The sequence below is a fragment of the Streptomyces sp. NPDC057854 genome, assembly GCF_042797055.1.
Classification (GTDB): Bacteria; Actinomycetota; Actinomycetes; order Streptomycetales; family Streptomycetaceae; genus Streptomyces.
Map to the genome: position 1 here is coordinate 57,185 of NZ_JBHVMF010000026.1, position 24,406 is coordinate 81,590.

Consider the following 24,406-nt stretch of genomic DNA (forward strand, 5'->3'; position numbering starts at 1 on the left):
CAATCGCGAGGGGTCTCCCGACCTACTGACCAGAAGTCGACACCTATCGGCCGCCTTCTGATCGATGTCGCATGTACGCGTCAGTAGGGCGACTGGTCTTGTGCGTTTCCGGGAGGCGTCTCCGGGGGCGGCGGGGTGGCCGGTTCCGTGTCCCGGTCCGGTCGCGGGGTGACCATGCCGACGATCCGCCGGCCGCCGACGCCGATCGCGACCAGCCCGAGCCCGTCGAAGAGCAGCGCGAGCGAGAAGAAGCAGCCGATGACGTACCGGCTGCTGTCCGGCCAGTCGAAGAGCACCAGCACGCCCAGCAGCACCCCGAACGCGCCCTGGAGCAGCGTCCAGCCGAACTGCGGGCCGCGCACCACCACGCTGCCGACCAGCCGGAACACGCCGCCGGTGAGGAACAGCAGCGCGGCGAACATGGTCAGCGCCTCGGCCGTGCCCTCCGGGTGGCGCAGCACCACGCAGCCGGCCGCCAGGTTCACCGCCGCGACCACCGCCGCCAGCCAGAAGTAGCTCGTGCCCCGCGACGAGTACGCCTGGAGCAGCCCGACCAGGCCGCCGATCAGCAGCAGCCAGCCGAAGAGCCACATGGAGGTCAGGGTGGCGAGCCCGGTGTAGACCAGGCCGACGATCCCGCAGAGCACGAGGATCACGCCGAGCGCGGCCAGCCAGCCGAAGCTCCGGCCCAGCTTCCTGCCCTCGCGGGCCATCTCCTGGACGGGGTCGTACGCCTCGTCCCCGGACTTCCCGGTCATCGTGCCTCCTCGCGGCTGCCTGACGACCCCTTCCCGATCGTACGGTCGGGACCGCTGGATAGCATCCGGCCCATGGAGACCGTGGAGCCCCGCCTCACCGACCGCGTCACCGACGGGGTCGCGACCCTCGTCATCGACCACCCGGCCAAGCGCAACGCCATGACCGCCGGGATGTGGCGGGCGCTGCCCGCCGTCCTCGACCGCCTCGCCGCCGACCCGGCGGTCCGGGCGCTGGTCCTCACCGGCGCGGGCGACACCTTCTGCGCGGGCGCCGACATCTCGGCGCTGCGCGAGCCGGGCGACGAGCAGCAGGCGCTGGCGGTCCGCGCCGAGGAGGCGCTGGCGGCCTTCCCGAAGCCGACCCTGGCCGCCGTACGCGGCTACTGCGTCGGCGGCGGCAGCCAGCTCGCCGCCGCCTGCGACCTGCGGTTCGCGGCGGAGGACGCCCTCTTCGGGATCACCCCGGCGAAGCTCGGCATCGTCTACCCGTCCTCCTCCACCCGGCGGCTCACCGCCCTGGTCGGCCCGGCCGCCGCCAAGTACCTGCTCTTCTCCGGCGAGCTGATCGACGCCGAACGGGCGCTGCGGACCGGCCTGGTGGACGAGGTGCACCCGGCGGAGGAGCTGGCGAAGCGCGTCGACGCGTTCTGCCGGGTGCTCGCCTCCCGCTCGCTGCTCACCCAGGCCGCGGCGAAGGAGTTCGCCGACGGCCGGCGCGACCGGGACGCCCACTGGGCCGCCGAGGCGCGCGGCAGCGGCGACACCGCGGAGGGCGTGGCCGCCTTCCTGGAGCGCCGGGCGCCCCGCTTCACGTACGGACGGTGAGGACGCCCCTTCCCCTGCGCGGTGCGGTTCGGGGGCCGCGGGGCGTTCCCTCCGTACCAAGCAGTCGGTTAGGTTCGGTGCCATGACGACCTCGCTGCCGCCGCGGGCCGGGCGCCGCTGCCACAACGCCCTGAACCCGCTGCACTCGACGCTGTACTTCTCCCCCGACCTGGACCGGGAGCTCGGGGCCCTCGGCCTCGCCGACCCGGCGGCGATGCGGCTCGCCGCCCGCAGCGCCCCGCTCGGCGCCGTGGGCGCCGGCACCGTCGCCGCGACCTTCTACAGCTACCGCCACGAGCTGCTGGCCCGGCACCTGCCCGCCGTGTGGGAGACCGCCTCCCCCGCCGCCGTGCTCGACGCCCGGCTGCGGGCCGTCGACGCCACCCTGCGCCGGCTGCTCGGCGAGGAGGCCGTCGCCTCCCCGGAGATGGCCGAGGCGGCCGGGCTCGCGCTGCGGGCCGCCGAGGCGTGCACCCGGCACGCCCGCCCGCTGTACTCCGCCAACGCCGACCTGCCCGTTCCCGGGGAGCCGCACCTCGCCTACTGGCACGCGGCGACCCTGCTGCGCGAGCACCGCGGCGACGGCCACCTGACGGCCCTGCTCGCCGCCGGCCTGGACCCGGTCGAGGCGCTGGTCTCCCACACCGCCACCGGCAAGGGCATGTCCCCGCGCTGGGTGCTCGGCAGCCGGGGCTGGAGCCGCGCCGACTGGGAGGCCGCCCGGGAGCGGCTGCGCGGGCGCGGCCTCCTCGACGCGGACGGCGAGCTGACGGAGTCCGGCGTCCGGCTGCGGGAGGAGCTGGAGGAGACCACGGACCGCCTGGACGCCGCCCCGTACGCGCACCTCGGCGCGGCCGGCGTCGAGCGGCTGACCGAGCTGGGCCGCGGCTTCCTGGTCGCCGCCGCCGGCGCGGGCGCCTTCCCCGCGGACCTCGTCGGCAAGGGCTGAGCCCCCGGGAGCCGCGCGGCGCGCGCGGGGACGGGTCGGTTGCCGCGTACGGGTGACCGACCCGGCACAATGCACTCGCAAGCAGCAGGCACGAGAAGGCGAGTCGGGACACCGTGACGACGTCCATCGAAGCAAGGATCGCCGAGGAGCTCGGCGTACGCGAGCGACAGGTGAGGGCGGCGGTCGAGCTGCTCGACGGCGGCTCCACCGTGCCGTTCATCGCGCGCTACCGCAAGGAAGCGACCGAGATGCTCGACGACGCGCAGCTGCGCACCCTGGAGGAGCGGCTGCGCTACCTGCGGGAGCTGGAGGACCGGCGGACCGCCGTCCTCGACTCGGTGCGCGAGCAGGGCAAGCTCACCGAGGAGCTGGAGGCCCGGATCCTGGGCGCCGACACCAAGGCCCGGCTGGAGGACATCTACCTGCCGTTCAAGCCGAAGCGGCGGACCAAGGCGCAGATCGCCCGCGAGGCCGGGCTGGCGCCGCTGGCGGAGGGGCTGCTGGCCGACCCGTCGGTGGAGCCGGCCGCCGCGGCGGCGGCGTTCGTGGACGCGGACAAGGGCGTCGCCGACGCCGCCGCGGCCCTGGAGGGCGCGCGGGCGATCCTCACCGAGAAGTTCTCCGAGGACGCCGACCTCATCGGCGAGCTGCGCGAGCGGATGTGGAGCCGGGGCCGGCTCGTGGCGAAGGTGCGCGAGGGCAAGGAGCAGGACGGAGCGAAGTTCGCCGACTACTTCGACTTCGCCGAGCCCTTCACCGCGCTCCCCTCGCACCGGGTCCTCGCGATGCTGCGCGGCGAGAAGGAGGACGTGCTCAGCCTGGAGCTGGAGCCGGAGGAGCCCACCGACGGGCCGTCGTCGTACGAGCCGATCGTGGCGGCCCGCTTCGGGATCGCCGACCGGGGGCGCCCCGGCGACAAGTGGCTCCAGGACACGGTCCGCTGGGCCTGGCGCACCCGGATCCTGACGCACCTCGGGATCGACCTGCGGCTGCGGCTGCGGACGGCGGCCGAGGACGAGGCCGTCCGGGTCTTCGCGGCGAACCTGCGGGATCTGCTGCTGGCCGCCCCGGCGGGCACCCGGGCGACGCTGGGCCTCGACCCCGGCTTCCGTACCGGTGTGAAGGTGGCGGTGGTCGACGCGACCGGCAAGGTCGTCGCCACCGACACGATCCACCCGCACGTCCCGGCCAACCGCTGGGACGAGTCGCTGGCGAAGCTGGCACGGCTCGCGAAGGAGTACGCGGTCGAGCTGGTCGCCATCGGCAACGGCACCGCGTCCCGCGAGACGGACAAGCTGGCGGCCGAACTCCTCACCAGGCACCCCGAGTTGAACCTGACGAAGGTGATGGTGTCGGAGGCCGGCGCCTCGGTCTACTCGGCCTCCGCCTTCGCCTCGCAGGAACTCCCCGATCTGGACGTGTCGTTGCGCGGCGCGGTGTCGATCGCCCGCCGCCTCCAGGACCCGCTCGCCGAGCTGGTGAAGATCGACCCGAAGTCGATCGGCGTCGGCCAGTACCAGCACGACCTCTCCGAGACGAAGCTGTCGCGCTCGCTCGACGCGGTCGTCGAGGACTGTGTGAACGGCGTCGGCGTGGACGTCAACACCGCTTCCGCGCCGCTGCTTTCGCGGGTCTCCGGAATCAGCTCCGGGCTCGCCGAGAACATCGTCGCGCACCGCGACGCGAACGGCCCGTTCCGCTCCCGCAAGGCGCTGAAGGACGTGGCCCGGCTCGGCCCGAAGGCGTACGAGCAGTGCGCGGGCTTCCTGCGGATCCGCGGCGGCGACGACCCGCTGGACGCGTCGGCGGTGCACCCGGAGGCGTACCCGGTGGTGCGGCGGATGGCGAAGACGACGGGCGGCGAGGTCGCCGCGCTGATCGGCGACACGGGGACGCTGCGGTCGCTGCGCCCGGCCGACTTCGTCGACGAGACCTTCGGTCTGCCGACGGTCACCGACATCCTGCGCGAGCTGGAGAAGCCGGGCCGCGACCCGCGGCCGGCGTTCCGCACGGCCACCTTCAAGGAGGGCGTCGAGAAGATCGGCGACCTGGCGCCGGGGATGGTCCTGGAGGGCGTGGTGACGAACGTGGCGGCGTTCGGCGCGTTCGTGGACGTCGGCGTGCACCAGGACGGGCTCGTGCACGTCTCGGCGATGTCGAAGACCTTCGTCAAGGACCCGCGGGACGTGGTGAAGCCGGGCGACGTGGTGAAGGTGAAGGTGCTCGACGTCGACATCCCGCGCAAGCGGATCTCGCTGACGCTGCGGCTGGACGACGAGGCCGGCGCGCAGGACGCGGCGCCCCGGCGCGAGCGCGGCGGGCGCCCGCCCCAGCAGCGGCAGGGGCAGCACCGCGGCCAGGCGCGCGGCCAGGGCCAGGGGCAGGGGCAGGGGCCGTCGCGCGGCCAGGCCGCCGCGCCCGCGAACAGCGCGATGGCGGACGCCCTCCGCAAGGCGGGCCTGCTCGGCGAGGGCGGCGGCAAGCGCCGCTGACCACGCGCCGGGGCCCGGCGGAGCGGTGTCGCCGCTCCGCCGGGCCCCGGGCGGTCGCGGCTACGGCAGGAAGCGCAGCGCCCAGTCGGCCCGGTGGGCGACGGTGAGGTCGTCGTCCTCGGTGAGGGGGCGCAGGACCCGCTCGGCGGTCTTCGGGTCGTCCTGGACCAGGCCGACGATCTCCGTCGCGAGCCCGTCCTGGTCGTCGCCGAGGTCGGCGGCCGAGGCGCGGACCAGGACCGGCAGGGAGGTGGGGCCGCCGAGGGCGGCGATCACGCCGCCGAGGAGTTCGCGGGCGTAGCCGTTGCGGTCGGCGACGGCCCGGTCGAGCTCGGACTCCAGGCGCGGCAGCAGCGCCCGGTCGCCGCCGGCCGCGATCTCGTCGGCGAGGTCGATGGTGGCGTCGACGTCCGCGTCGAGGTCGTCCAGCATCGCGAGGAGCCGGGTCACGCTGTCGTCGGTCATGGTGCCTCCTGGAATGCGCCGCCCGCGCGGGCGGGGGCGGTCGTGCGGGGTGTCGTCAGAGTTCGGTGACCTTGCCGTCGGCGACCTCGACGCGGCGGTTCACGCGGATCGCGTCGAGCATGCGGCGGTCGTGGGTGACCAGGAGGAGGGTGCCCTCGTAGGCGTCGAGGGCGGACTCCAGCTGCTCGATGGCGGGCAGGTCGAGGTGGTTGGTCGGCTCGTCGAGGACGAGGAGGTTGACGCCCCTGCCCTGGAGGAGGGCCAGCGCGGCGCGGGTGCGTTCGCCGGGCGAGAGGGTGGTGGCCGGGCGCAGCACGTGGTCGGCCCTGAGGCCGAACTTGGCGAGCAGGGTGCGGACGTCGGCCGGTTCGGTGTCGGGGACGGCGGCGCAGAACGCGTCGAGGAGCGTCTCGGTGCCGTGGAAGAGCTTGCGGGCCTGGTCGACCTCGCCGACGACGACGCCGGAGCCGAGGGCGGCGTGGCCGGAGTCGAGCGGGAGGCGGCCGAGGAGGGCGGCGAGCAGGGTGGACTTGCCGGCGCCGTTGGCGCCGGTGACGGCGACCCGGTCGGCCCAGTCGATCTGGAGGGAGACGGGCCCGAAGGAGAAGTCGCCGCGGCGGACGGCGGCGTCGCGGAGGGTGGCGACGACGGCGCCGGAGCGGGGCGCGGCGGCGATCTCCATCCGCAGCTCCCACTCCTTGCGGGGTTCGTCGACGACGTCGAGGCGTTCGATCATGCGCTGGGTCTGGCGGGCCTTGGCGGCCTGCTTCTCGCTGGCCTCGCCGCGCAGCTTGCGGCCGATCTTGTCGTTGTCGGTCGCCTTGCGGCGGGCGTTGCGGACGCCCTTGTCCATCCAGTTGCGCTGCATGAGCGCGCGGCTCTCCAGGGCGGACTTCTTGTCGGCGTACTCCTCGTACTCCTCGCGGGCGTGCCGGCGGGCGGTGGCCCGCTCCTCCAGGTACGCGTCGTAGCCGCCGCCGTAGAGGGTGATCCGCTGCTGGGCGAGGTCGAGTTCGAGGACCTTGGTGACGGTGCGGGTGAGAAACTCGCGGTCGTGGCTGACGACGACGGTGCCGGCCCGCAGGCCCTGCACGAAGGTCTCCAGGCGCTCCAGGCCGTCCAGGTCGAGGTCGTTGGTCGGCTCGTCGAGGAGGAAGACGTCGTAGCGGGAGAGGAGGAGGGAGGCGAGGCCGGCGCGGGCGGCCTCGCCGCCGGAGAGGCCGGTCATGGGCTGGTCAAGGCCGACGGTGAGGCCGAGGGAGGCGGCGACCTCCTCGGCGCGCTCGTCGAGGTCGGCGCCGCCGAGGTCCAGCCAGCGCTCCAGGGCGGTGGCGTACGCGTCGTCGGCGCCGGGGGTGCCGTCGACGAGGCCCTGGGTGGCCTCGTCCATGGCGATCTGGGCGGCGGCGACGCCGGTGCGGCGGGCCAGGAACTCACGGACGGTCTCCCCGGGGCGCCGCTCGGGCTCCTGCGGGAGGTGGCCGACGGTCGCGGCCGGCGGGGAGAGCCGGACCTCGCCCTCCTCGGGGGTGTCGAGTCCGGCGAGCAGCCGCAGCAGGCTGGACTTGCCGGCGCCGTTGACGCCGACGAGGCCGATGACGTCGCCGGGGGCGACGACGAGGTCGAGGCCGGCGAAGAGGGTGCGCTCGCCGTGGCCGGCGGCGAGGTCCTTGGCGACGAGGGTGGCAGTCATCAGACCTCGCATCCTACGTGGGCGGCGGAGCCGGTGACGTGCGGGAACGGGCGACGGCCCCGGTCCGGAGGGACGGGGGCCGTCGGCGCGGTGGCGGGTGTGCCCCGCCGGTGGTCACCTGCCGAACGGCGGGGCGACGACCTCGTCGGCGCGCTCGCACTGCTTGGCGCGGCGCTCCAGGGCGTCGGCGCGGGCGTAGGCGCGGCGGGCGTCCTCGCGGGCGCCGAGGCGCTTGAGCTCGGCGGCGCGGTTGCGCTCGACGTGGGCCTGGCGCCGCAGCTGCTCCGGGTGGCAGGTGCCGCTGACGGCGGCCTCGGCCGTCGGGGCGGCGGCGGTCTGTCCGAGCAGCACGCCCCCGGCGAGCAGCGTCGTGGCGAGCAGGGCGGGCAGGAGGCGGCGCAGTGGCGTCGCGTGGTGCATGTGTTTCTCCAAGTCGGGGCCGTGCGGGCCCGTCTGAGGCATGGTCAGTACCGACGGGTAACTTTACGCGTCCCGGAAGGGACCGAACGGACGCGACCCGCCGTACCCACCCGATCCTCAGCATTCCTCCACGGGACGCGCACGGACGAGGGGGTGGGCGGCGCGGCCGTCGAGCAGCAGCGGGACCAGCAGCCGGTGCGACTGGCGCAGCGGGACGAACGCGCCGCCGCCCGGCTCGCGGAGCACGGTGACGCCGTGCAGGGCGAGTTCGTCGCCCGCCTCGGCGAGGCCGGCGGCGTCGAGGCGGTAGCCGCAGGGCGGGTCGGCCAGGACCTCGGCGGGCTCGGGCGGGTCGTTGTCGGCGCCGCCGAGGAAGACGGGGCCGCGGTCGGCGAAGCCGGTGCGGCGGGCGGCGGCGGTGGCCGCGGCGAGCGGGCCGCCGCGCTCGGAGACGTACGCGAGGACGTCCTTCAGCGCGGTGAGGTGGGTGGCGACGCGGCGGCGCTGGGAGAGGGCCGGGTCGCGTTCCTCGGCTTCGCCGAGCGGGTCCTCGCGGGTCTCGGCGAGCAGGGCGGCCATGTGCTTGATTCCGGCCGTGTTGCGCAGGATGCGTTCCTGTCCGTCGCCGGCGACCTGCCGCACCGGGCGGCCGGTGAGCGGGTCGGTCCAGATGCCGTAGACGCCGTGGGTGCGTCCGGCGCGGGCGGCGCCGGGGCGGACGTACTCCTCGGACAGGACGCGGGACTCGGCGTGGACGCGGGCGTCGGTGTCGAGGCTGCGCGGCCAGAGGGTGAGCAGGTCCTTGTCGTAGAACCCGGGGGTGGGGTCGTACTCGTGCAGGTCGTGGACGAGGTCGGGGCGCCGGTCGCGGAGGACGGCGGCGAGGGCGCGGGCCTCGGGGCTGCGCAGCGCCAGGTGGTCGCGGTTGACGTCGACGCCGGCGGCGTTGCCGCGGGTGCCGGCCTCGCGTCCGTCGGGGTTGGCGTCGGGCACGACGAGGACGCTGGTGCGGGCGAGGAGGCGCCGGGTCCCGGGGTCCCGGGTGAGGGCGAGGTCGCGGACGGCGGTGAGGCACGCCTCCCGGCCGGCCGGTTCGTCGCCGTGCTGGCCGCAGACGAGCAGCACGGTGACGGGGGCGCCGCGGGCGGGGCCGAGGGCGGCGAGACGCAGCGGCCGGCCCTGTCCGCTGGTGCCGACGGTGGTGACGGTGACCCGGTCGGAGGCCCGGTCGACGGCGGCGAGGAAGTCCCGCGCCTCCGCCTCGGTGGTCCAGCGGACGCCGCCGCTCGTCTCGAATCCGGTCCGGGGCGGGGCGGGGACGCCGGCGGGGCCGGCCGCCTTCGCGGGGGCGGTGACGAGGGGCAGTCCGAGCACGGCGGTCCCGGCGGCGAGGGCCAGGGCGCGGCGGACGGCACGCGGTCGCTTCGGCATGGGGCGGAACGTACTCGCCGGGCCCGCCGGGACGGAAGAGCGCGTACGGGAAACGGGTGAACGGGCGGTTCGTGTCGGCCGAATGGCGATCATGTGACGGAAGGCGCTCTTTACGTGACCGTGCGCCACGTGGTTCATAGAGTCCCGGACCAAGGACCGACGCCCACCCACGCGTCTGACGTCTCTCACGACTTGGGGAGCAATCCGTGCACCGCAGACTCATCGTCCCGAGCACCCTCGCGGCCTCTCTGCTGCTGGCGATCCCGGCAACGGCGGCCGACTACGTCCCGGGCGCGCCGGGCATCGGCGACGCGTACTACCCGGCGAGCGGCAACGGCGGCTACGACGTCTCCCACTACGACCTGCGGCTGAAGTACCAGCCGGCGACCGACCTCCTGGAGGGCACGGCGACGATCCTGGCGACCACCACGCAGAACCTGTCCCGGTTCAACCTGGACCTGGGGCTGCGGACGACCGAGGTCCGGGTCGACGGGCGGCTCGCGAAGGCCACCGCGACCGGGGTGCACGAGCTGGAGGTCGTGCCGGCCGTCCCGCTGCCGAAGGGGAAGCAGATCACGGTGGTGGTCCGCTACGCGGGCAAGCCGTCCGAGTTCAAGGTCGACGGCTGGTCGGCGTGGCACCGCACCCCGGACGGCGGTGTCGCCGCGCAGGAGCCCGACTCGGCCGCCTGGTGGTTCCCGTCCAACGACCACCCGCGCGACAAGGCCACCTTCGACGTGTCCGTCTCGGTGCCGGACGGCACCCAGGCGATCAGCAACGGGGTGCTCCAGTCGCAGTCGTCGCGGCTCGGCTGGACCCGCTTCGCCTGGCGCTCGAACAAGCCGCAGGCCACCTATCTGGCCACGCTCGCGGTCGGCAAGTTCGACATCACGACGGACCGGACGGCGAACGGGCTGCCCGTCCTCAACGCGTACAGCAAGGACCTCGGCGACAACGCGGGGGCCGCGCGGGCGTCGATCGAGCGGACCGCCGAGGTCGCGGAGTGGCTGGAGGGGATCTTCGGCCCGTACCCCTACAACGCGCTCGGCGGCTATGTGCCGAACGTGACCAGCGGCTACGCGCTGGAGACCCAGACCCGGCCGTTCTACAGCCCGCGCCAGTTCGCGAACGGCGCGAACGTGTCGGTGGTCGTGCACGAGCTGGCGCACCAGTGGTACGGCGACAGCGTCTCGGTGCGCGACTGGAAGGACATCTGGATCAACGAGGGCTTCGCCCGCTACAGCCAGTGGCTGTGGTCGGAGAAGGAGGGCGAGGGCACGGCCCAGGAGCTGGCGGACTACGTGTACGCCACGCGGACGGCCGAGGACCCGTTCTGGACGGTGAAGCCGGGTGACCCTGGCCCGGACAACCAGTTCCACATCGCCGTGTACGACCGGGGCGCGCTGGCGCTCCAGGCGCTGCGGAACGAGATCGGCGACGAGGACTTCTTCACGCTCCTCAAGGGCTGGCCGCAGCGGTTCGCGCACGGCAACGCGCGGGTCGCGGACTTCGTGCGGTACGCCGAGGAGGTCTCCGGCAAGCCGCTGACGGCGCTCTTCGACACCTGGCTGTACCAGCCGTCGAAGCCGGCGACCGGTCCCGTCGCCCCGGCCGCCGCGACGCAGGCGGCTCCCTCGGCGCGGGCGAAGGCCGGGAAGCCGGTGCAGCCGAAGTCGTGGAAGAAGATCGCGGCGACGAACACGGTCCACGAGCACCGGGACCACTGAGCCGCCGTCCGGGGAGGCCGTCCGTCAGCGCACGGCGCGGCGGGCGGCCTCTCTGGCGCGCCGGGCGAGCGGCAGATAGCGCAGCCGCTCGGGCAGGACCGGGACGACGGCCCGGACAACCAGGGCGAGGCGGCGCAGCGCCCGCTCCTGCTCCGGCGACCACGCGAGGCCGATCGCGGCGCGGGCGTCCGGCGGCATCAGGCCGACGGTGAGGAAGGCGCGGATCCGCTGGAAGGGGCGGCGGAGCAGCGGCCACAGGGGGCGCAGGACGAGCTGGAGGAGCAGCGGGCCCCGGTCGGGGGCGGGGACGGGGGCGTCCGGGTCGAGCAGTTCGCGGACGACGGCGGTGGCCTCCAGCTCCTCCGCGAGGACCCGCCGGTAGTACGGCCAGAACTCCTCGACGGTCTGCGGCATGTCCCGGTCGCGGATGCCGAGGATCCGGCCGACCTGGAGCCATTCCGCGTACAGCCTGCGGTCCTGGGCCTCGGTGAGGGGGCGGTGCAGCAGGGCGAGGCCGTGCCGGTAGACGGGGTAGCCGGTGGCGTGGACCCAGGCGTAGTAGGCGGGGGTGAGGGCGTGGTAGCGCCGCCCGTGGGCGTCGATGCCCTGGATGTCCCGGTGCAGCCTGCGCAGCCGGCGCCCCTCGGCGGCGGCCTCATCGCCGCCGTAGACCCACAGCTGGACGGAGCACAGCGACCGCTCGCCGCGGCCCCAGGGGTCGGTGCGGAAGACGGAGTGCTCGTCGACCCCGGCGCCGATCGCCGGGTGGGCGACCTGCATGGTGAGCGCGGCCGGAAGCATGAGCAGCGCGCGGACGTCGCCGGCGACGCTCCACAGGACGCCCCCGGGGGGCGGCGGAGCGGGGTCGGGGATGGCGTCGGTGGTGGTCATGCGGGGGTGCCCGTGCCTCTCTCTCGCCTCGGTGGCGGCCCCTCCAGGGTGCACCCGGGGGGCGGTACGACGACGCCGGGGCCGCTCCCGGGGGCTCTCGCCCCGGGTGCGGCCCCGGCGTGGTGGTGCGGGTCGCGGATCAGGCGCGGTCGGCGCCGACCGGCTCGCCGACGATGCGGCCGGCGAGGGCGCGGGCCCAGGCGTCGACGTCGGCGTTGAGCTCGCGCTCGGCGGCCTCGCGCTCGGCGGCGATCTTCGCGCCACCGGCGGCGAGCAGGGCGTCGCGCTCGGCCTGGCCCTCGGCGCGGGCGGCGGCGATGGCGGCGGAACCCTCCTCGACGGCCTTGGCGCGGATGCGGGCGGCGTCGTGGCGGGCCTCGGCGAGCTCGGCCTCGTACTGGGCGCGGATCTCCGCGGCCTCGGCACGCAGGTCGTCGGCGCGGCCGGTGGCGCCCTCGGTGGCGTCCTCGCGCTCCTCGATGGTGCGCTTGATCTTCGGGAGGATGACCTTCGCCAGGAAGAAGAAGGTCAGGAAGAACACGGCGAAACCGAGGATCAGCTCAGCCAGCACGGGGTTGAGCGGACCGAGGTCCATGTTGAAGATCTTGGCATTGGAGGCGAGGGTCGTCATGGCGCGCATTCTACCTGGTCCCCGAAGCGGCGAATCGTACACCCCGGTGATCGTTGGCGCGCTCGACCGACGCGGTCCAGATTCCCGGCACCTGAAGGCTACCGGAAGGTAACCACGGCTGGTTGTATGTCCCGCGCCGAGTCCAACCCCCCACCTCTCGACGGGAGTTCACGTGCCCCTCCGCGCGTTCCGCCGCATCCCCGGTGCCGCCCTTTCGCTGGCGCTCGCCGCCGCCACCCTGGCGGCCACCGCCCCGGCCGCCTCCGCCTCCTCCGCCGCCACCGCCGAGGCGCCGCGCCTGAAGGTGCTCTCGTACAACGCCTTCCTCTTCTCGAAGACCCTGTACCCGAACTGGGGGCAGGACCACCGGGCCCGGGCGATCCCCGCGGCCCCGTTCTTCCAGGGCCAGGACGTGGTGGTGGTCCAGGAGGCGTTCGACAACTCCTCCTCGGACCTGCTCAAGGCGACCGCCGCCGCGGCCTACCCGCACCAGACCCCCGTCATGGGCCGCTCGAAGACCGGCTGGGACGCGACCGGCGGCGCGTACTCGGCGACCACGCCCGAGGACGGCGGGGTGACCGTCCTCAGCAAGTGGCCGATCGTCCGCAAGGAGCAGTACGTCTACAAGGACGCCTGCGGCTCCGACTGGTACTCGAACAAGGGCTTCGTCTACACGGTCCTGGACGTGAACGGCAGCCGGGTCCACGTCGTCGGCACCCACGCCCAGTCCACCGACCCGGGCTGCTCGGCGGGCGAGGCGGCGCAGATGCGCAGCCGCCAGTTCAAGGCGATGGACGCGTTCCTGGACGCCAAGAACATCCCGGCGGACGAGCAGGTGATCGTCGCCGGCGACCTGAACGTCGACTCCCGCACCCCCGAGTACGCCACGATGCTCGCCGACGCGGGGCTCGCCGGCGCGGACGCGCGCACCGGCCACCCGTACTCCTTCGACACCGAGCTGAACTCGATCGCGGCCGAGCGGTACCCGGACGACCCGCGCGAGGACCTCGACTACGTCCTGTACCGGGCCGGCCACGCCCGCCCGGCGAACTGGACGAACCACGTGGTACTGGAGTCGAGCGCGCCGTGGACGGTGTCCAGCTGGGGCACCTCGTACACGTACACCAACCTCTCCGACCACTACCCGGTGACCGGTTTCTGATCCTCCGGGGTCAGAGACCGGGGCCGCCGAAGAGGGTGTACGCCCAGGCGGCGACGGCCAGGCCGACCAGCAGCAGCACCACCCAGGAGCCGGCACCCGTGTGCCGGCTCCTGGCCTTCTCGGCCTTCTTCGCAGCCTTCTTGTCGGCCTTCTTCGCCTTCTTCGCCTTCTTCGCCTTCTTCGCGGGGCGTCCGGCGCGCGAGGGTCCCGTGGAGGGGGCGGCCGGCTCGGCCGCGGCGGCGACCTCGGCGAGCATCCGCCGGCAGACGGTGGCCAGCTCGGCGACCGGCGCCGTCAGGTCCACCACCACCTCGGTGCGGGCCGGCGCCGTGGTCCCCCCGTCGAGCAGCCGGCCGGCCCGCAGCAGCGCCCGGTCCTTGCCGCCGGTCGGGGCGAGGCTGATCCAGCGGCGCACGTGCTCGCCGCGGATCACGACGCCGCCGCCCCGCTCCCGGTACACCGTGTGCTCCCGCCACAGTATGCGGGCCAATTCCGCGGCCGTCTCCCTGAGTTGCGCGTACATCCCACTCCCCTGTTCCCTCCGCCGACGCGGACCGGCCGCCGACTCTAGCTCCCGCCGAAGTCGTACACGGTGACCGGTATCCCCCGCGCCACCAGCCGCTCCCGCACCATCGGCTCCACCCGCTCCCAGCGCCCGCCGGCGAGGCCGCAGCCGATCCGCGGCATGTGCACGGACGCGCCCAGCTCGACGGCCTTGTCCGCGAGCCGCCCGAGGGCCGCGTCGATCGCCTCGTACCGCACGGGGACGCCACTGCTCCGCCCGGTGCGGATCCCGCGCTGCCCGATCAGGTTGGCCACCCAGAGGTACGGCGACACCTGGACGAACTGCGCCGCGCCGAGCCCGAAGTCGTTGGACGCCCGCTCCCGGTACCAGCGGCGGTAGGCCGCCTCCGGCTCCGGCCAGCGCCGCGAGACGGCGACCACGAAGCCCTTGCCCCAGCCGCCCAGGTCGTTGCAGACGTGGGCGATGATCCGGACGCCCTTGCCCTGGGGGGCCGTGGCGTCGCCCCGTACGTACGTGATCTCTGCCATGGGGGCACCGTAGGCGGCGGCACCGACATCGCCGGATCGCGTCAACCACGGTTGACACGATCCGGGTGTCAACCTAGATTGACACCATGACCGATGCGACCGATCTCGCCGCGCGGGCGGGGGACCGTGATCCCCGGGTGGGGCTGCGGGCCGTCTCCGCTCTGCGGCGGCTGCTGGAGCAACTGGAGGCCGTCCAGGTGCGCGCCGCGCGTGCCCAGGGGTGGTCCTGGCAGGAGATCGCCACCGAGCTGGGTGTCAGCCGGCAGGCCGTCCACAAGAAGTACGGGAGGCAGTGATGTTCGAGCGGTTCACGAAGGCCGCGCGCGCCGTGGTGAAGGGCGCCGCCGAGCACGCGGAGCGCGGCGGCGACCCGGTCGTCACGCCCGAGCACCTGCTGATGGCGCTGCTCGACCGGGAGGACACCCGGGCGGCGGAGGTGCTGGGGCGGCTCTGCCCGGCGGAGCGGCGGCCGGCGCTGCTCGCCTCGCTCGCCGGTGCCCGGCGGCGGGCCGGGCTGTCCCGGGCGGACACGGAGGCGCTGGCCGGGCTCGGCATCGACGTCGGCGCGATCGTCGCCCGCGTCGAGGAGGCGCACGGCGCGGGGGCGCTGGCGGGCGACCGGAAGGGCGCCGGCCGGCGGTCCGGCCGGCGGACCACCTTCTCGCGGGAGGCGAAGGGCGTCCTGGAGCGGTCGCTGCGGGTCGCGCTGGCCCGCAAGGACCGCGAGATCGGCGACGAGCACCTGCTCCTCGCCCTCACCTCGGCCGGCGGGGTCGTCGCCGAGGCGCTGGCCGACCACGGCGTCACCTACGCGGCCGTGGACAGCGCGCTCTGAGCCGTCGCGGGGGGCTTTTACAGCGGTGGTGAGACAGCAATACTGTTCCACCATGGAGGACGCGAGCGACGAGGGACTGCCGCCCGGGTACACCGTCGACGAGCTGGCCGCGCGGGCCGGGGTCACGGTGCGGACCGTGCGGTTCTACGGGACGCGGGGGCTGCTGCCGCCGCCGGAGATCGGGCCCCGCCGGGTCGGGCGGTACGGCCCCGAGCACCTGGCCCGGCTCGCGCTCATCGAGGAGCTCCAGCGGCAGGGCATGACGCTCGCCGCGATCGAGCGGTATCTGGAGCAGCTGCCGGACGACCTGAACGCGCAGGACCTCGCGGTGCACCGGGCGCTGGTGGCGTCCTGGGCGCCCGAGGCGGCCGAGACGATCACCCGGCGGGAGCTGGGGCGGCGGGCCGGGCGGGAGCTGACCGACCGGGACCTCGCGCGGCTCGCCGCGATGGGCGTGGTGGAGGCCGGCGAGGATCCGGAGGTGTTCCGGCTCGACGCGTCGCTGCTGCGGCTCGGGGTCGAGATGCTGGACGTGCCCATCGAGCAGGACGCCATCCTGGCCTCGCGGACCGTGCTGCTCGACCACGCCCGGTCCGCCGCCCAGGAGCTGGCCCGGCTCTTCCAGGAGCAGGTGTGGAACCCGTACCGGGAGAGCGGGGAGGACCCGGACCACCTGACCGCCATGAAGTCGCTGTCCGCGCACATGCAGCCGATCGTGGTCCAGGCCCTCGTCACCGCGTTCCAGCGGTCGCTGAGCGAGGAGCTGCGCTCCGCGTTCAGGCGTCCGTGAACGTCTCGCCGCGCTCGGCCTTCTCCACCAGGAGGGCGGGCGGGGCGAAGCGCTCGCCGTACGTCTCCGCCAGCTCGCGGGCGCGGGCGGTGAAGCCGGCGACGCCGCCCTCGTAGCCGTTGACGTACTGGAGGATGCCGCCGGTCCAGGCGGGGAAGCCGATGCCCATGATGGAGCCGATGTTGGCGTCGGCGACCGAGGTCAGCACGCCCTCCTCCAGCAGCCGGACGGTGTCCAGGGCCTCCGCGAAGAGCATCCGCTCCTGCATGTCGCGGAAGGGGATCTCGTACCCGGGCTTGGTGAAGTGCTCGCGCAGGCCCGGCCAGAGCTTCCCGCGCCTGCCGTCCTCGCCGTACTCGTAGAAGCCGGCGCCGCCGCTGCGGCCGGGGCGGCCGAACTCGTCGACCATGCGGTCGATGACGGCCTCGCCGGGGTGGGTGGCCCAGGTGCCGCCGGCCTCCTCGACCGCCTTCTTCGTCTCGTTGCGGATCTTGCGCGGGAGGGTGAGGGTCAGCTCGTCCATCAGGGAGAGGACCTTCGCCGGGTAGCCGGCCTGGGCCGCGGCCTGCTCGATCGAGGCGGGCTCGATGCCCTCGCCGACCATCGCCACGCCCTCGTTGAGGAAGTGGCCGATGACGCGGGAGGTGAAGAAGCCGCGCGAGTCGTTGACGACGATCGGCGTCTTGTTGATCTGGCGGACCAGGTCGAAGGCGCGGGCCAGGGCCTCGTCGCCGGTGCGCTCGCCCTTGATGATCTCGACCAGCGGCATCTTGTCGACCGGCGAGAAGAAGTGCAGGCCGATGAAGTCGGACTGGCGCTCGACGCCCTCGGCGAGGACGGTGATCGGCAGGGTGGAGGTGTTGGAGCAGAGCAGCGCGTCGTCCGCGACGACGTGCTGGATCTCCTGGAAGACCTTGTGCTTGAGGGCGGTGTCCTCGAAGACGGCCTCGATGACCGCGTCGCAGCCGGCCAGCGCCTGCGGGTCGGCGGTCGGGGTGATGCGGGCGAGCAGGGCGTCGGCCTTCTCCTGGGTGGTGCGGCCCCGGGCGACGGCCTTGGCGCAGAGCTTCTCGGAGTAGCCCTTGCCCTTGGCGGCGGCCTCGTCGGTGACGTCCTTGAGGACGACCTCGATGCCGGCGCGGGCGCAGGAGTAGGCGATGCCGGCGCCCATCATGCCGGCGCCGAGCACGGCGACCTTGCGGACCTGGCCCTTCTCGACGCCCTGGGGGCGGCTGGCGCCGGAGTTGACGGCCTGGAGGTCGAAGAAGAACGCCTGGATCATGTTCTTCGCCGTCTGGCCGGTGACCAGCTCGGTGAAGTAGCGGGACTCGATGACCTGCGCGGTCTCGAAGTCGACCTGGGAGCCCTCGACGGCTGCGGCCATGATGTTGCGCGGGGCCGGGTAGGGGGCGCCGTTCAGCTGCTTGCGCAGGTTGGCCGGGAAGGCCGGCAGGTTGGCGGCGAACTTCGGGTTCGAGGGGGTGCCGCCGGGGATCCTGTACCCGGGGACGTCCCAGGGCTGGGCGGACTCCGGGTGGGCGTCGATGAAGGCGATGGCCTTGGCCATCATCTCCTCGGGCGTGGCCGCCAGTTCGTGGACCAGGCCGTTGTCGAGGGCGCGCTTCGGGTTGTACTGGGTGCCCTGGAGGAGGACCTTGAGCAGGGCGTCGGTGATGCCCATGAGCCGGACGGTGCGGGTGACGCCGCCGCCGCCGGGCAGCAGGCCGAGGGTGACCTCGGGCAGGCCGATCTTGGAGCCGGGCGCGTCGAGCGCGATCCGGTGGTGGGAGGCGAGCGCGATCTCGTAACCGCCGCCCAGGGCCGCGCCGTTGATCGCGGCGACGACGGGCTTGCCGAGGGTCTCGATGCGGCGCAGCGCGCGCTTCATCTCCATGGCGGCGTCGAAGATGTCCTGGGCGTGCTCGGGGCCCGCCTGGATCATGTCCTTGAGGTCGCCGCCGGCGAAGAAGGTCTTCTTCGCTGAGGTGTAGATGATGCCGCGGACGGAGTCCTTCTCGGCCTCCAGGCGGTCGGCGACGGCCGTGATCGACGCCCGGAACGCCTGGTTCATGGTGTTGGCGGACTGGTTCGGGTCGTCGAGGACGAGGGTGACGATCCCCGTGGCGTCCTGCTCCCAGCGGATGGTGGTGCTCTCGCTCATGCTGATGCTTCTCCGGTGGCCGGTGTGGGGGTGCGGACGGGGGGTCAGACGCGCTCGACGACGGTGGCGATGCCCATGCCGCCGCCGACGCAGAGGGTGGCGAGGCCGTAGCGCTTGTCCTGCCGCTCCAGCTCGTCGACGAGGGTGCCGAGGATGATCGCGCCGGTGGCGCCGAGCGGGTGGCCGAGCGCGATGGCGCCGCCGTTGACGTTGACCTTGTCCAGGGAGACGCCCATGTCCTTGACGAATCGGAGGACGACCGCGGCGAACGCCTCGTTGATCTCGATGAGGTCGATGTCGTCGATGGTGAGACCGGCCTTGGCGAGCGCCTTGCGGGCCGCCGGGGCGGGGCCGGTGAGCATGATGGTGGGCTCGGAGCCGGAGACGGCGGCGGCGACGATCCGGGCGCGGGGCGTCAGCCCGTACCGCTCGCCGGTCTCCTTGGAGCCGACGGCGACGAGGGAGGCGCCGTCGACGATGCCGGAGGAGTTGCCGGCGTGGTGGACGTGGTCGATCTCCTCGATCCAGTGGTACTTCTGGAGCGCGACCGCGTCGAAGCCGCCGAGCTCGCCGATGTCCTTGAAGGACGGCTTGAGCCTGGCGAGGGAGTCGGCGGTGGTGCCGGGGCGCATGAACTCGTCGTGGTCGAGGACGGTCAGCCCGGCCCGGTCGACGACGGGGACGATCGAGCGGGCGAAGCGGCCCTCCTTCCAGGCGGTGGCGGCCCGCTCCTGGGAGAGGGCGGCGTACTCGTCGACGTCGCGGCGGGAGAAGCCCTCGATGGTGGCGATGAGGTCGGCGCCGATGCCCTGGGGGACGAAGTTGGTCTCCAGGTTCGTCATCGGGTCGGCGAACCAGGCGCCGCCGTCGGAGGCCATCGGCACCCGGGACATGGACTCGACGCCGCCGGCGAGGACCAGGTCCTCCCAGCCGGAGCGGACCTTCATGGCGGCCATGTTGACCGCCTCCAGGCCGGAGGCGCAGAAGCGGTTCTCCTGGACGCCGGCGACGGTGTCGGGCAGTCCGGCGGCGATGGCCGCGATCCGGGCGATGTCGGAGCCCTGGTCGCCGACGGGGCCGACGACGCCGAGGACGATGTCGTCGATCGCGGCCGGGTCGAGGCCGGGGTTGCGGGTCTGGATCTCGCGGATCAGGCCGGTGACCAGGTCGATGGGCTTGGTGCCGTGCAGGGAGCCGTTGGCCTTGCCGCGTCCGCGCGGGGTGCGGATCGCGTCGTACACGTACGCTTCGGTGCTCACGGGAAGCCTTTCAACGGTGAGGGGTTGCTCAGGAGGGGTGCGGGTCAGCCGAGGAGGGAGCGGCCGATGATCTCCTTCATGATCTCCGTCGTGCCGCCGTAGATGGTCTGGATGCGGCCGTCGGTGAAGGCGCGGGCGACCGGGAATTCGCTCATGTAGCCGTATCCGCCGTGCAGTTGCAGACAGCGGTCGGCGACGCGCTTCTGGAGCTCGGTCGCCCACCACTTGGCCATGGAGGCGTGGACGGGATCGAGGCCGAGCCCGGCCGGGTCGGCGTGCTCCTCGATGCAGCGGTCGACGAAGGCGCGGGTGACGGCGCACTCGGTGGCCATCTCCGCGATCTCGAAGCGCACGTGCTGGAGCCGGGCGAGCGGCCGGCCGAACGCCTCGCGCTCCTTGACGTACGTGGTGGTCAGCTCCAGCAGGTGTTCGGCGCCGGCGATCCCGGCGACCGCGATGGCCAGCCGCTCCTGCGCCAGGTTGGTCATCAGGTGCACGAAGGCGCCGTTCAGCTCGCCGAGCAGGTTCTCCTTGGGGACGCGGACGTCGGTGAAGAACAGTTCGGCGGTGTCCTGGGCCTTCTGGCCGATCTTGTCGAGGTTCCGGCCGCGCTCGAAGCCCTCCATGCCGCGCTCCACCACGAGCAGGGACAGGCCGTGGGCGCCGCCCTCGGGGGTGGTCCTCGCGACGACGATCACCAGGTCGGCGAGGATGCCGTTGGAGATGAAGGTCTTGGAGCCGTTGAGGACCCAGTGGTCGCCTCGGTCCTCGGCGGTGGTGCGGATGCCCTGGAGGTCGGAGCCGGCGCCGGGCTCGGTCATCGCGATGGCGGTGATGATCTCGCCCGAGCAGAAGCCGGGCAGCCAGCGCCGCTTCTGCTCGTCGGTGGCGAGCTTGGTGAGGTACGGGCCGATGATGTCGTTGTGCAGGCCGATCGCGAGGCCGGGCGCGGCGGCCCGGGTGAACTCCTCGGCGAGGACGGAGGCGTACCGGAAGTCGGGGTTGCCCCCGCCGCCGTACTCCTCGTCGACGGCGATGCCCAGGAGGCCCTGGCGGCCGGCGGCTCGCCACGCGTCGCGGGAGACGATGCCGTCCTTCTCCCACTGCGCGTAGTGGGGCAGCACCTCCTTCTCCAGGAAGGTGCGGACGGTCGCCCGGAAGGCTTCGTGGTCCTCGGTGTAGAGGGTGCGCTTCATGCGGTCTTCGACTCCTGGGTGTGCGGGGCGTCCTGGGGGCGCAGGGCGGGGACGGCCCAGTCGCGGGCGACGGACGCGGCGTCGGCGCCGGGCAGGGCGGGGCCGGTACGGAGGGTGCCGGGGGTGGCGGAGAAGCGGGGTGCGGGCGCCGGCTGGACCAGGCCGCCGTGGTCGGTGAAGGTGCCGCGGGCGGCGAGGTGCGGGTGCGCGGGGGCCTCGCGGAGCGAGAGGACGGGGGCGACGCAGGCGTCGGTGCCCTCGAAGACCTCGGTCCACTGGGCCCGGGTGCGGGTCAGGAAGCGGGCGGCGACGGCCTCCCGCAGCTCGGGCCAGCGGGCGAGGTCGCCGCGCAGTTCCAGGGCGTCGCCGAGGCCGAGGAGGCGGGCGAACTCGTCGTAGAAGCGCTGCTCCAGGGCGCCGACGGCCATGTGGCCGCCGTCGGAGGTCGCGTACACGCCGTAGAAGGGGCAGCCGCCGTCGAGCAGGTTGGACCCGCGGCGGTCCTGCCAGCCGCCGGCCGCGAGCATGGCGTGGATCATGGTGGTGAGGTGGGCGGTGCCGTCCACGATGGCGGCGTCGACGACCTGGCCCTCGCCGTGGGCGCGGGCGTGCTGGAGGGCGGCGAGGACGCCGACGACGAGGTAGAGGGAGCCGCCGGCGTAGTCGCCGACCAGGTTGGCGGGGACGACCGGGGGGCCGTCCGGGTCGGGGCCGATCATGCCGAGGGCGCCGGTGAGGGCGATGTAGCCGATGTCGTGTCCGGCGGTGGGGGCGAGCGGGCCGTCCTGGCCCCAGCCGGTCATCCGGCCGTAGACGAGCCGGGGGTTGCGGGCGAGGCAGGCGTCGGGGCCGACGCCGAGGCGTTCGGCGACGCCGGGGCGGTAGCCCTCGATCAGCACGTCGGCGCGGGCGACCAGGTCGAGGACGGTGCCGGGGCCTTCGGGGAGCCGGAGGTCGACGATCACCGAGCGCTTGTTGCGGTTGGTGAGGTCCTTCGCGGGGTCGACGCCGAGGCCGGCGCCGCCGGGGCGGTCGACGCGGACGACGTCGGCGCCGAGGTCGGCGAGGAGCATGGCGGCGAACGGGCCGGGGCCGATGCCGGCCAGTTCCACGACCCGGAGGCCGGCGAGCGGGCCGGTCCGCTCGGTCTGCGTCGTGCCCATCGCGCCCCCAGAGTGTGTGACACCAATGATGTAACACCGGAGATGCTAGGAACGTGTTCCACTCGGCACAAGCCCCCGGGCCGAGCAAGCGCTTGGAAATTCGCCGGGCCGGGCGGGTCCGCTATCCTCCGCCGACGGCGCCGCGACATGAGGCGCCGGCGGCGCGCCGCGCCGGCCGGTGAACGGCGGCGGCGCGCGGCGCGACCCGATGACGACGGAGTGGGGGCTCGATGGAGACTGGGACGGACGCGGGACGGGACCGCGCCGGACGGCCGTACGACGTGGTCCTGTTCGGCGCGACCGGGTTCGTCGGCGAGCTCACCGCGGAGTACCTGGCCGCGCACGCGCCCGCCGGGTGCCGCTGGGCCCTCGCCGGGCGCTCCCGGGACCGGCTGGCGGCGCTGCGGGACCGGCTCGCCGCCGGCCGGCCGGACCTCGCGGGGCTCCCGCTGCTCGTCGCCGACTCCGGCGACCCCGTCGCGCTGCGCGCGCTCGCGGAGTCGGCCCGGGTGGTCGCCTCCACCGTCGGTCCCTACGTGCGGTACGGCGACGGCCTGGTCGCCGCCTGCGCCGAGGCCGGCACCGACTACCTCGACCTCACCGGCGAGGCCGAGTTCGTGGACCGCGTGTACGTCCGCCACGACGCCCGCGCCCGGGAGACCGGCGCCCGGCTGGTGCACGCCTGCGGCTTCGACTCGATCCCGCACGACCTCGGCGTGCTCTTCACCGTGCAGCGGCTGCCGGAGGGCGTACCGCTGCGCGTCGACGGCTACGTGCGGGCCGGCGCCGCCTTCTCCGGCGGCACCTTCGCCTCCGCGCTCACCGCCTTCGGACGCGGCCCGGAGATCCTGCGGGCCGCCCGCGAGCGCCGGATGCACGCGCCCCGGCTGGTGGGCCGGCGGGCCCGGGCGCCGCTGGGCACCCCCCGGTTCAGCCCCGAGACGGGCACCTGGGCGCTGCCGCTGCCGACGCTGGACCCGCGGGTGGTGGCCCGCTCGGCCGCCGCGCTCGACCGGTACGGCCCCGACTTCCGCTACCGCCACTACGCCTCGGTGAAGACCCTCCCGATGGCGCTCGGCGGCACGGCGGCGCTCGGCGCGACCGTCGCCGCGGCCCAGCTGCCGCCGGTGCGCCGGTGGCTCATGGACCGGTACGCAGCGGGCTCGGGCCCGTCCGCCGAGCGGCGCGCCCGCAGCTGGTTCACGGTCCGCTTCGTCGGCGAGGGCGGCGGGCGGCGGGTCCTCACCGAGGTGTCGGGCGGCGACCCGGGCTACGACGAGACGGCGAAGATGCTCGCCGAGTCGGCGCTCTGCCTGGCCCTGGACCCGCTGCCGGAGACGGCGGGCCAGGTCACGACGGCGGTGGCGATGGGCGACGCGCTCATCGCCCGGCTGCGGGCCGCGGGCCTCCGCTTCCGGGTGGCCCACCAGGACTGAGCCGTCCCGGCGCGGGGTTCACCAGCCGATCATGTCGGGGGCGCTGTGGTCGACGACCACGGCGTCCACCTCGATCTCGACCAGCCACTCCGGGTCGATGAAGCGGGACACCTCCATGAAGGTGCAGGCGGGGCGGACGGCGGCGAACCGCTCGCCGTGCGCGCGGGCCGCCTCGCGCCAGGCGGTGGCATCGGTGAGCAGGACGCGGGTGCGGACGACGTCCTCCAGGCGGGCGCCGGCCTCGCGGAGGGCCGCCTCGGCGATGTCGAGACAGCGCACGGTCTGGGCGTAGACGTCGCCGGGCGCGGTGGTGGTGCCGTCGGGCGCGATCGGCGCGGTGCCGGCCACGGAGACGTACGGGCCGTGCCGTACCGCGCGGGAGAAGCCGATCTGCGGCTCCAGCGGGGAGCCGGAGGAGACGAGGCGTCGGGGTGTGGTGTTCAGCTCCATCCCGTCTTCTTTCCCCGGGCGCGCCCCGGTCCAATCCGGTGCGGGCACGGTCCGGGACGGGCTGCGGGGCGGGGCCGGCGGGGAGGTGCCGGGCTCAGTCGCCCATGAGCCGGAACGGGTGCCCGGCCGGGTCCGCGTAGACCCGCCACAGCGGCCGGGCGCCGTCCCCGTCCCCGCCGCCCTCGCCGAGGGGTACGGCCCCGAGGGCGAGCACCCGCTCGTGGGCGGCGGCCGGGTCCGGGACCCGCACGTCGAGCAGGAACTGCTGCTCGGGGGCGCCCCAGACGGGCGGCCGGTGGTCGGCGACGTCCTGGAAGGCGAGGACCGGTCCGTGCGCGTCGCGCAGCACGGCGGAGCCGGCGCCGACGGCGAGCCCCGGGTCGGGCGCGGCGATCTCGCCGCCGAGCATCTCCCGGTAGAACCCGGCGAGTTCACGGGAGTCGGGGCAGTCGAGCACGACGCACCGCAGCCGCCCGGTCATCCGGTGGTCCAGTCGGCGAGCACGTACAGGATGGCGCAGGTCCAGGCGAACGCGGAGAGCGCGGCGACGGCGAGGACGACGGGCAGCGCGCGGCCGGAGGCACGACGGCGGGGATGCGTGACGGGGGTTGTCATGGCG

The 24,406-nt window shown here is 74.2% G+C and carries 25 protein-coding genes; 9 read left to right on the plus strand and 16 right to left on the minus strand.

The window, feature by feature from the left end:
• Window positions 1-80: 80 nt before the first annotated feature.
• Complete coding sequence (locus ACFVQZ_RS30385) at window positions 81-758, minus strand: DUF308 domain-containing protein (RefSeq protein ID WP_321192917.1); 678 nt, start codon at window positions 756-758, stop codon at window positions 81-83.
• Window positions 759-830: 72 nt separating this feature from the next.
• On the opposite strand from ACFVQZ_RS30385, the gene ACFVQZ_RS30390 reads away from it, so the two are divergent.
• The 3 genes from ACFVQZ_RS30390 to ACFVQZ_RS30400 all read left to right on the plus strand — a co-directional run bounded on the left by ACFVQZ_RS30390 (window position 831) and on the right by ACFVQZ_RS30400 (window position 5,024).
• On the plus strand, window positions 831-1,583 hold the full coding sequence (locus tag ACFVQZ_RS30390; RefSeq protein WP_030495656.1) for an enoyl-CoA hydratase/isomerase family protein: 753 nt from the start codon (window positions 831-833) through the stop codon (window positions 1,581-1,583).
• 82 nt (window positions 1,584-1,665) lie between these two features.
• Entirely contained in the window at window positions 1,666-2,532 is an 867-nt protein-coding gene (locus ACFVQZ_RS30395) for a hypothetical protein (RefSeq protein WP_383627918.1), read from the plus strand.
• Window positions 2,533-2,645: 113 nt separating this feature from the next.
• Window positions 2,646-5,024, plus strand: coding sequence for a Tex family protein (locus tag ACFVQZ_RS30400; RefSeq protein ID WP_383627920.1), 2,379 nt, complete (start codon window positions 2,646-2,648; stop codon window positions 5,022-5,024).
• Between the two features lie 60 nt (window positions 5,025-5,084).
• Here the strand turns inward: ACFVQZ_RS30400 and ACFVQZ_RS30405 are convergent, their stop codons facing one another.
• The 4 genes from ACFVQZ_RS30405 to ACFVQZ_RS30420 form a co-directional block, all read right to left on the minus strand.
• A complete protein-coding gene (locus ACFVQZ_RS30405; RefSeq protein WP_030495653.1) occupies window positions 5,085-5,489 on the minus strand; it encodes a hypothetical protein in 405 nt (134 codons plus the stop codon).
• A gap of 55 nt (window positions 5,490-5,544) precedes the next feature.
• Window positions 5,545-7,182: an ABC-F family ATP-binding cassette domain-containing protein gene (locus ACFVQZ_RS30410; protein WP_383627922.1), complete on the minus strand. Its 1,638-nt coding sequence runs from the start codon at window positions 7,180-7,182 to the stop codon at window positions 5,545-5,547.
• 114 nt (window positions 7,183-7,296) lie between these two features.
• Window positions 7,297-7,602: a hypothetical protein gene (locus tag ACFVQZ_RS30415; RefSeq protein ID WP_030495651.1), complete on the minus strand. Its 306-nt coding sequence runs from the start codon at window positions 7,600-7,602 to the stop codon at window positions 7,297-7,299.
• A 117-nt stretch (window positions 7,603-7,719) separates the two neighbouring features.
• Window positions 7,720-9,033: a M14 family metallocarboxypeptidase gene (locus ACFVQZ_RS30420; protein ID WP_383627925.1), complete on the minus strand. Its 1,314-nt coding sequence runs from the start codon at window positions 9,031-9,033 to the stop codon at window positions 7,720-7,722.
• A gap of 206 nt (window positions 9,034-9,239) precedes the next feature.
• Between ACFVQZ_RS30420 and ACFVQZ_RS30425 the strand changes: the two genes are divergently transcribed.
• Window positions 9,240-10,760 carry a M1 family metallopeptidase gene (locus tag ACFVQZ_RS30425; RefSeq protein ID WP_383627927.1) on the plus strand — a complete coding sequence of 507 codons (1,521 nt, stop codon included), beginning with the start codon at window positions 9,240-9,242 and terminating at the stop codon, window positions 10,758-10,760.
• A 24-nt stretch (window positions 10,761-10,784) separates the two neighbouring features.
• Here the strand turns inward: ACFVQZ_RS30425 and ACFVQZ_RS30430 are convergent, their stop codons facing one another.
• Together ACFVQZ_RS30430 and ACFVQZ_RS30435 are read right to left on the minus strand one after the other, a co-directional pair.
• On the minus strand, window positions 10,785-11,651 hold the full coding sequence (locus tag ACFVQZ_RS30430; protein WP_383627929.1) for an oxygenase MpaB family protein: 867 nt from the start codon (window positions 11,649-11,651) through the stop codon (window positions 10,785-10,787).
• A 139-nt stretch (window positions 11,652-11,790) separates the two neighbouring features.
• The gene (locus ACFVQZ_RS30435; protein WP_063835331.1) at window positions 11,791-12,282 is read right to left on the minus strand and encodes a hypothetical protein; all 492 of its coding nucleotides are present in this window, start codon (window positions 12,280-12,282) and stop codon (window positions 11,791-11,793) included.
• 172 nt (window positions 12,283-12,454) lie between these two features.
• Here ACFVQZ_RS30435 and sph point away from each other — a divergent pair, with 172 nt between their 5' ends.
• Complete coding sequence (gene sph / locus ACFVQZ_RS30440) at window positions 12,455-13,444, plus strand: sphingomyelin phosphodiesterase (RefSeq protein WP_383627931.1); 990 nt, start codon at window positions 12,455-12,457, stop codon at window positions 13,442-13,444.
• 10 nt (window positions 13,445-13,454) lie between these two features.
• Here the strand turns inward: sph and ACFVQZ_RS30445 are convergent, their stop codons facing one another.
• Together ACFVQZ_RS30445 and ACFVQZ_RS30450 are read right to left on the minus strand one after the other, a co-directional pair.
• Entirely contained in the window at window positions 13,455-13,967 is a 513-nt protein-coding gene (locus ACFVQZ_RS30445; RefSeq protein WP_036415225.1) for a hypothetical protein, read from the minus strand.
• Window positions 13,968-14,011: 44 nt separating this feature from the next.
• Window positions 14,012-14,497 (minus strand): macro domain-containing protein, encoded by a 486-nt coding sequence (locus ACFVQZ_RS30450; RefSeq protein WP_030495645.1) that lies wholly within the window; start codon window positions 14,495-14,497, stop codon window positions 14,012-14,014.
• A gap of 86 nt (window positions 14,498-14,583) precedes the next feature.
• Here ACFVQZ_RS30450 and ACFVQZ_RS30455 point away from each other — a divergent pair, with 86 nt between their 5' ends.
• The 3 genes from ACFVQZ_RS30455 to ACFVQZ_RS30465 are packed head-to-tail and all read left to right on the plus strand — an operon-like array spanning window position 14,584 to window position 16,122.
• Entirely contained in the window at window positions 14,584-14,793 is a 210-nt protein-coding gene (locus ACFVQZ_RS30455) for a helix-turn-helix domain-containing protein (protein WP_030495644.1), read from the plus strand.
• Entirely contained in the window at window positions 14,793-15,332 is a 540-nt protein-coding gene (locus ACFVQZ_RS30460; protein WP_030495643.1) for a Clp protease N-terminal domain-containing protein, read from the plus strand. The genes ACFVQZ_RS30455 and ACFVQZ_RS30460 overlap by 1 nt, the downstream gene beginning before the upstream one ends.
• Before the next feature lie 52 nt (window positions 15,333-15,384).
• Window positions 15,385-16,122: a MerR family transcriptional regulator gene (locus tag ACFVQZ_RS30465; RefSeq protein ID WP_030495642.1), complete on the plus strand. Its 738-nt coding sequence runs from the start codon at window positions 15,385-15,387 to the stop codon at window positions 16,120-16,122.
• Here ACFVQZ_RS30465 and ACFVQZ_RS30470 read toward each other — a convergent pair.
• Genes ACFVQZ_RS30470 through ACFVQZ_RS30485 form a run of 4 tightly spaced genes read right to left on the minus strand, consistent with a single transcriptional unit; the run spans window position 16,109 to window position 21,901 of the window.
• The gene (locus ACFVQZ_RS30470; RefSeq protein WP_383627935.1) at window positions 16,109-18,283 is read right to left on the minus strand and encodes a 3-hydroxyacyl-CoA dehydrogenase NAD-binding domain-containing protein; all 2,175 of its coding nucleotides are present in this window, start codon (window positions 18,281-18,283) and stop codon (window positions 16,109-16,111) included. The genes ACFVQZ_RS30465 and ACFVQZ_RS30470 overlap by 14 nt on opposite strands.
• Before the next feature lie 44 nt (window positions 18,284-18,327).
• The gene (locus ACFVQZ_RS30475; RefSeq protein WP_383627937.1) at window positions 18,328-19,542 is read right to left on the minus strand and encodes an acetyl-CoA C-acetyltransferase; all 1,215 of its coding nucleotides are present in this window, start codon (window positions 19,540-19,542) and stop codon (window positions 18,328-18,330) included.
• Window positions 19,543-19,586: 44 nt separating this feature from the next.
• The gene (locus ACFVQZ_RS30480; RefSeq protein ID WP_030495639.1) at window positions 19,587-20,738 is read right to left on the minus strand and encodes an acyl-CoA dehydrogenase family protein; all 1,152 of its coding nucleotides are present in this window, start codon (window positions 20,736-20,738) and stop codon (window positions 19,587-19,589) included.
• Complete coding sequence (locus tag ACFVQZ_RS30485) at window positions 20,735-21,901, minus strand: CaiB/BaiF CoA-transferase family protein (protein ID WP_030495638.1); 1,167 nt, start codon at window positions 21,899-21,901, stop codon at window positions 20,735-20,737. The genes ACFVQZ_RS30480 and ACFVQZ_RS30485 overlap by 4 nt, the downstream gene beginning before the upstream one ends.
• Before the next feature lie 230 nt (window positions 21,902-22,131).
• On the opposite strand from ACFVQZ_RS30485, the gene ACFVQZ_RS30490 reads away from it, so the two are divergent.
• On the plus strand, window positions 22,132-23,337 hold the full coding sequence (locus tag ACFVQZ_RS30490; protein ID WP_030495637.1) for a saccharopine dehydrogenase NADP-binding domain-containing protein: 1,206 nt from the start codon (window positions 22,132-22,134) through the stop codon (window positions 23,335-23,337).
• Between the two features lie 18 nt (window positions 23,338-23,355).
• Here ACFVQZ_RS30490 and ACFVQZ_RS30495 read toward each other — a convergent pair whose 3' ends face one another.
• The 3 genes from ACFVQZ_RS30495 to mmpA all read right to left on the minus strand — a co-directional run bounded on the left by ACFVQZ_RS30495 (window position 23,356) and on the right by mmpA (window position 24,402).
• Complete coding sequence (locus tag ACFVQZ_RS30495; RefSeq protein ID WP_036415222.1) at window positions 23,356-23,787, minus strand: RidA family protein; 432 nt, start codon at window positions 23,785-23,787, stop codon at window positions 23,356-23,358.
• 94 nt (window positions 23,788-23,881) lie between these two features.
• On the minus strand, window positions 23,882-24,268 hold the full coding sequence (locus ACFVQZ_RS30500) for a VOC family protein (protein WP_030495635.1): 387 nt from the start codon (window positions 24,266-24,268) through the stop codon (window positions 23,882-23,884).
• Window positions 24,265-24,402, minus strand: a complete 138-nt coding sequence (mmpA, locus tag ACFVQZ_RS30505) for a morphogenic membrane protein MmpA (protein ID WP_321192914.1) — start codon at window positions 24,400-24,402, stop codon at window positions 24,265-24,267. The genes ACFVQZ_RS30500 and mmpA overlap by 4 nt, the downstream gene beginning before the upstream one ends.
• Between the last annotated feature and the right edge of the window lie 4 nt (window positions 24,403-24,406).

Bases quoted from the DNA above. Each gene is read 5' to 3' on its own strand.
- ACFVQZ_RS30395 (WP_383627918.1), top strand. From the start codon at position 1,666: ATGACGACCTCGCTGCCGCCGCGGGCCGGGCGCCGCTGCCACAACGCC.
- ACFVQZ_RS30480 (WP_030495639.1), bottom strand. From the start codon at position 20,738: ATGAAGCGCACCCTCTACACCGAGGACCACGAAGCCTTCCGGGCGACC.
- ACFVQZ_RS30435 (WP_063835331.1), bottom strand. From the start codon at position 12,282: ATGACGACCCTCGCCTCCAATGCCAAGATCTTCAACATGGACCTCGGT.
- ACFVQZ_RS30460 (WP_030495643.1), top strand. From the start codon at position 14,793: ATGTTCGAGCGGTTCACGAAGGCCGCGCGCGCCGTGGTGAAGGGCGCC.
- ACFVQZ_RS30465 (WP_030495642.1), top strand. From the start codon at position 15,385: ATGGAGGACGCGAGCGACGAGGGACTGCCGCCCGGGTACACCGTCGAC.
- mmpA (WP_321192914.1), bottom strand. From the start codon at position 24,402: ATGACAACCCCCGTCACGCATCCCCGCCGTCGTGCCTCCGGCCGCGCG.
- ACFVQZ_RS30420 (WP_383627925.1), bottom strand. From the start codon at position 9,033: ATGCCGAAGCGACCGCGTGCCGTCCGCCGCGCCCTGGCCCTCGCCGCC.
- ACFVQZ_RS30470 (WP_383627935.1), bottom strand. From the start codon at position 18,283: ATGAGCGAGAGCACCACCATCCGCTGGGAGCAGGACGCCACGGGGATC.
- ACFVQZ_RS30455 (WP_030495644.1), top strand. From the start codon at position 14,584: ATGACCGATGCGACCGATCTCGCCGCGCGGGCGGGGGACCGTGATCCC.
- ACFVQZ_RS30410 (WP_383627922.1), bottom strand. From the start codon at position 7,182: ATGACTGCCACCCTCGTCGCCAAGGACCTCGCCGCCGGCCACGGCGAG.
- ACFVQZ_RS30385 (WP_321192917.1), bottom strand. From the start codon at position 758: ATGACCGGGAAGTCCGGGGACGAGGCGTACGACCCCGTCCAGGAGATG.
- ACFVQZ_RS30415 (WP_030495651.1), bottom strand. From the start codon at position 7,602: ATGCACCACGCGACGCCACTGCGCCGCCTCCTGCCCGCCCTGCTCGCC.
- ACFVQZ_RS30490 (WP_030495637.1), top strand. From the start codon at position 22,132: ATGGAGACTGGGACGGACGCGGGACGGGACCGCGCCGGACGGCCGTAC.
- ACFVQZ_RS30500 (WP_030495635.1), bottom strand. From the start codon at position 24,268: ATGACCGGGCGGCTGCGGTGCGTCGTGCTCGACTGCCCCGACTCCCGT.
- ACFVQZ_RS30445 (WP_036415225.1), bottom strand. From the start codon at position 13,967: ATGTACGCGCAACTCAGGGAGACGGCCGCGGAATTGGCCCGCATACTG.
- ACFVQZ_RS30485 (WP_030495638.1), bottom strand. From the start codon at position 21,901: ATGGGCACGACGCAGACCGAGCGGACCGGCCCGCTCGCCGGCCTCCGG.
- ACFVQZ_RS30450 (WP_030495645.1), bottom strand. From the start codon at position 14,497: ATGGCAGAGATCACGTACGTACGGGGCGACGCCACGGCCCCCCAGGGC.
- ACFVQZ_RS30495 (WP_036415222.1), bottom strand. From the start codon at position 23,787: ATGGAGCTGAACACCACACCCCGACGCCTCGTCTCCTCCGGCTCCCCG.
- ACFVQZ_RS30405 (WP_030495653.1), bottom strand. From the start codon at position 5,489: ATGACCGACGACAGCGTGACCCGGCTCCTCGCGATGCTGGACGACCTC.
- ACFVQZ_RS30390 (WP_030495656.1), top strand. From the start codon at position 831: ATGGAGACCGTGGAGCCCCGCCTCACCGACCGCGTCACCGACGGGGTC.
- ACFVQZ_RS30430 (WP_383627929.1), bottom strand. From the start codon at position 11,651: ATGACCACCACCGACGCCATCCCCGACCCCGCTCCGCCGCCCCCCGGG.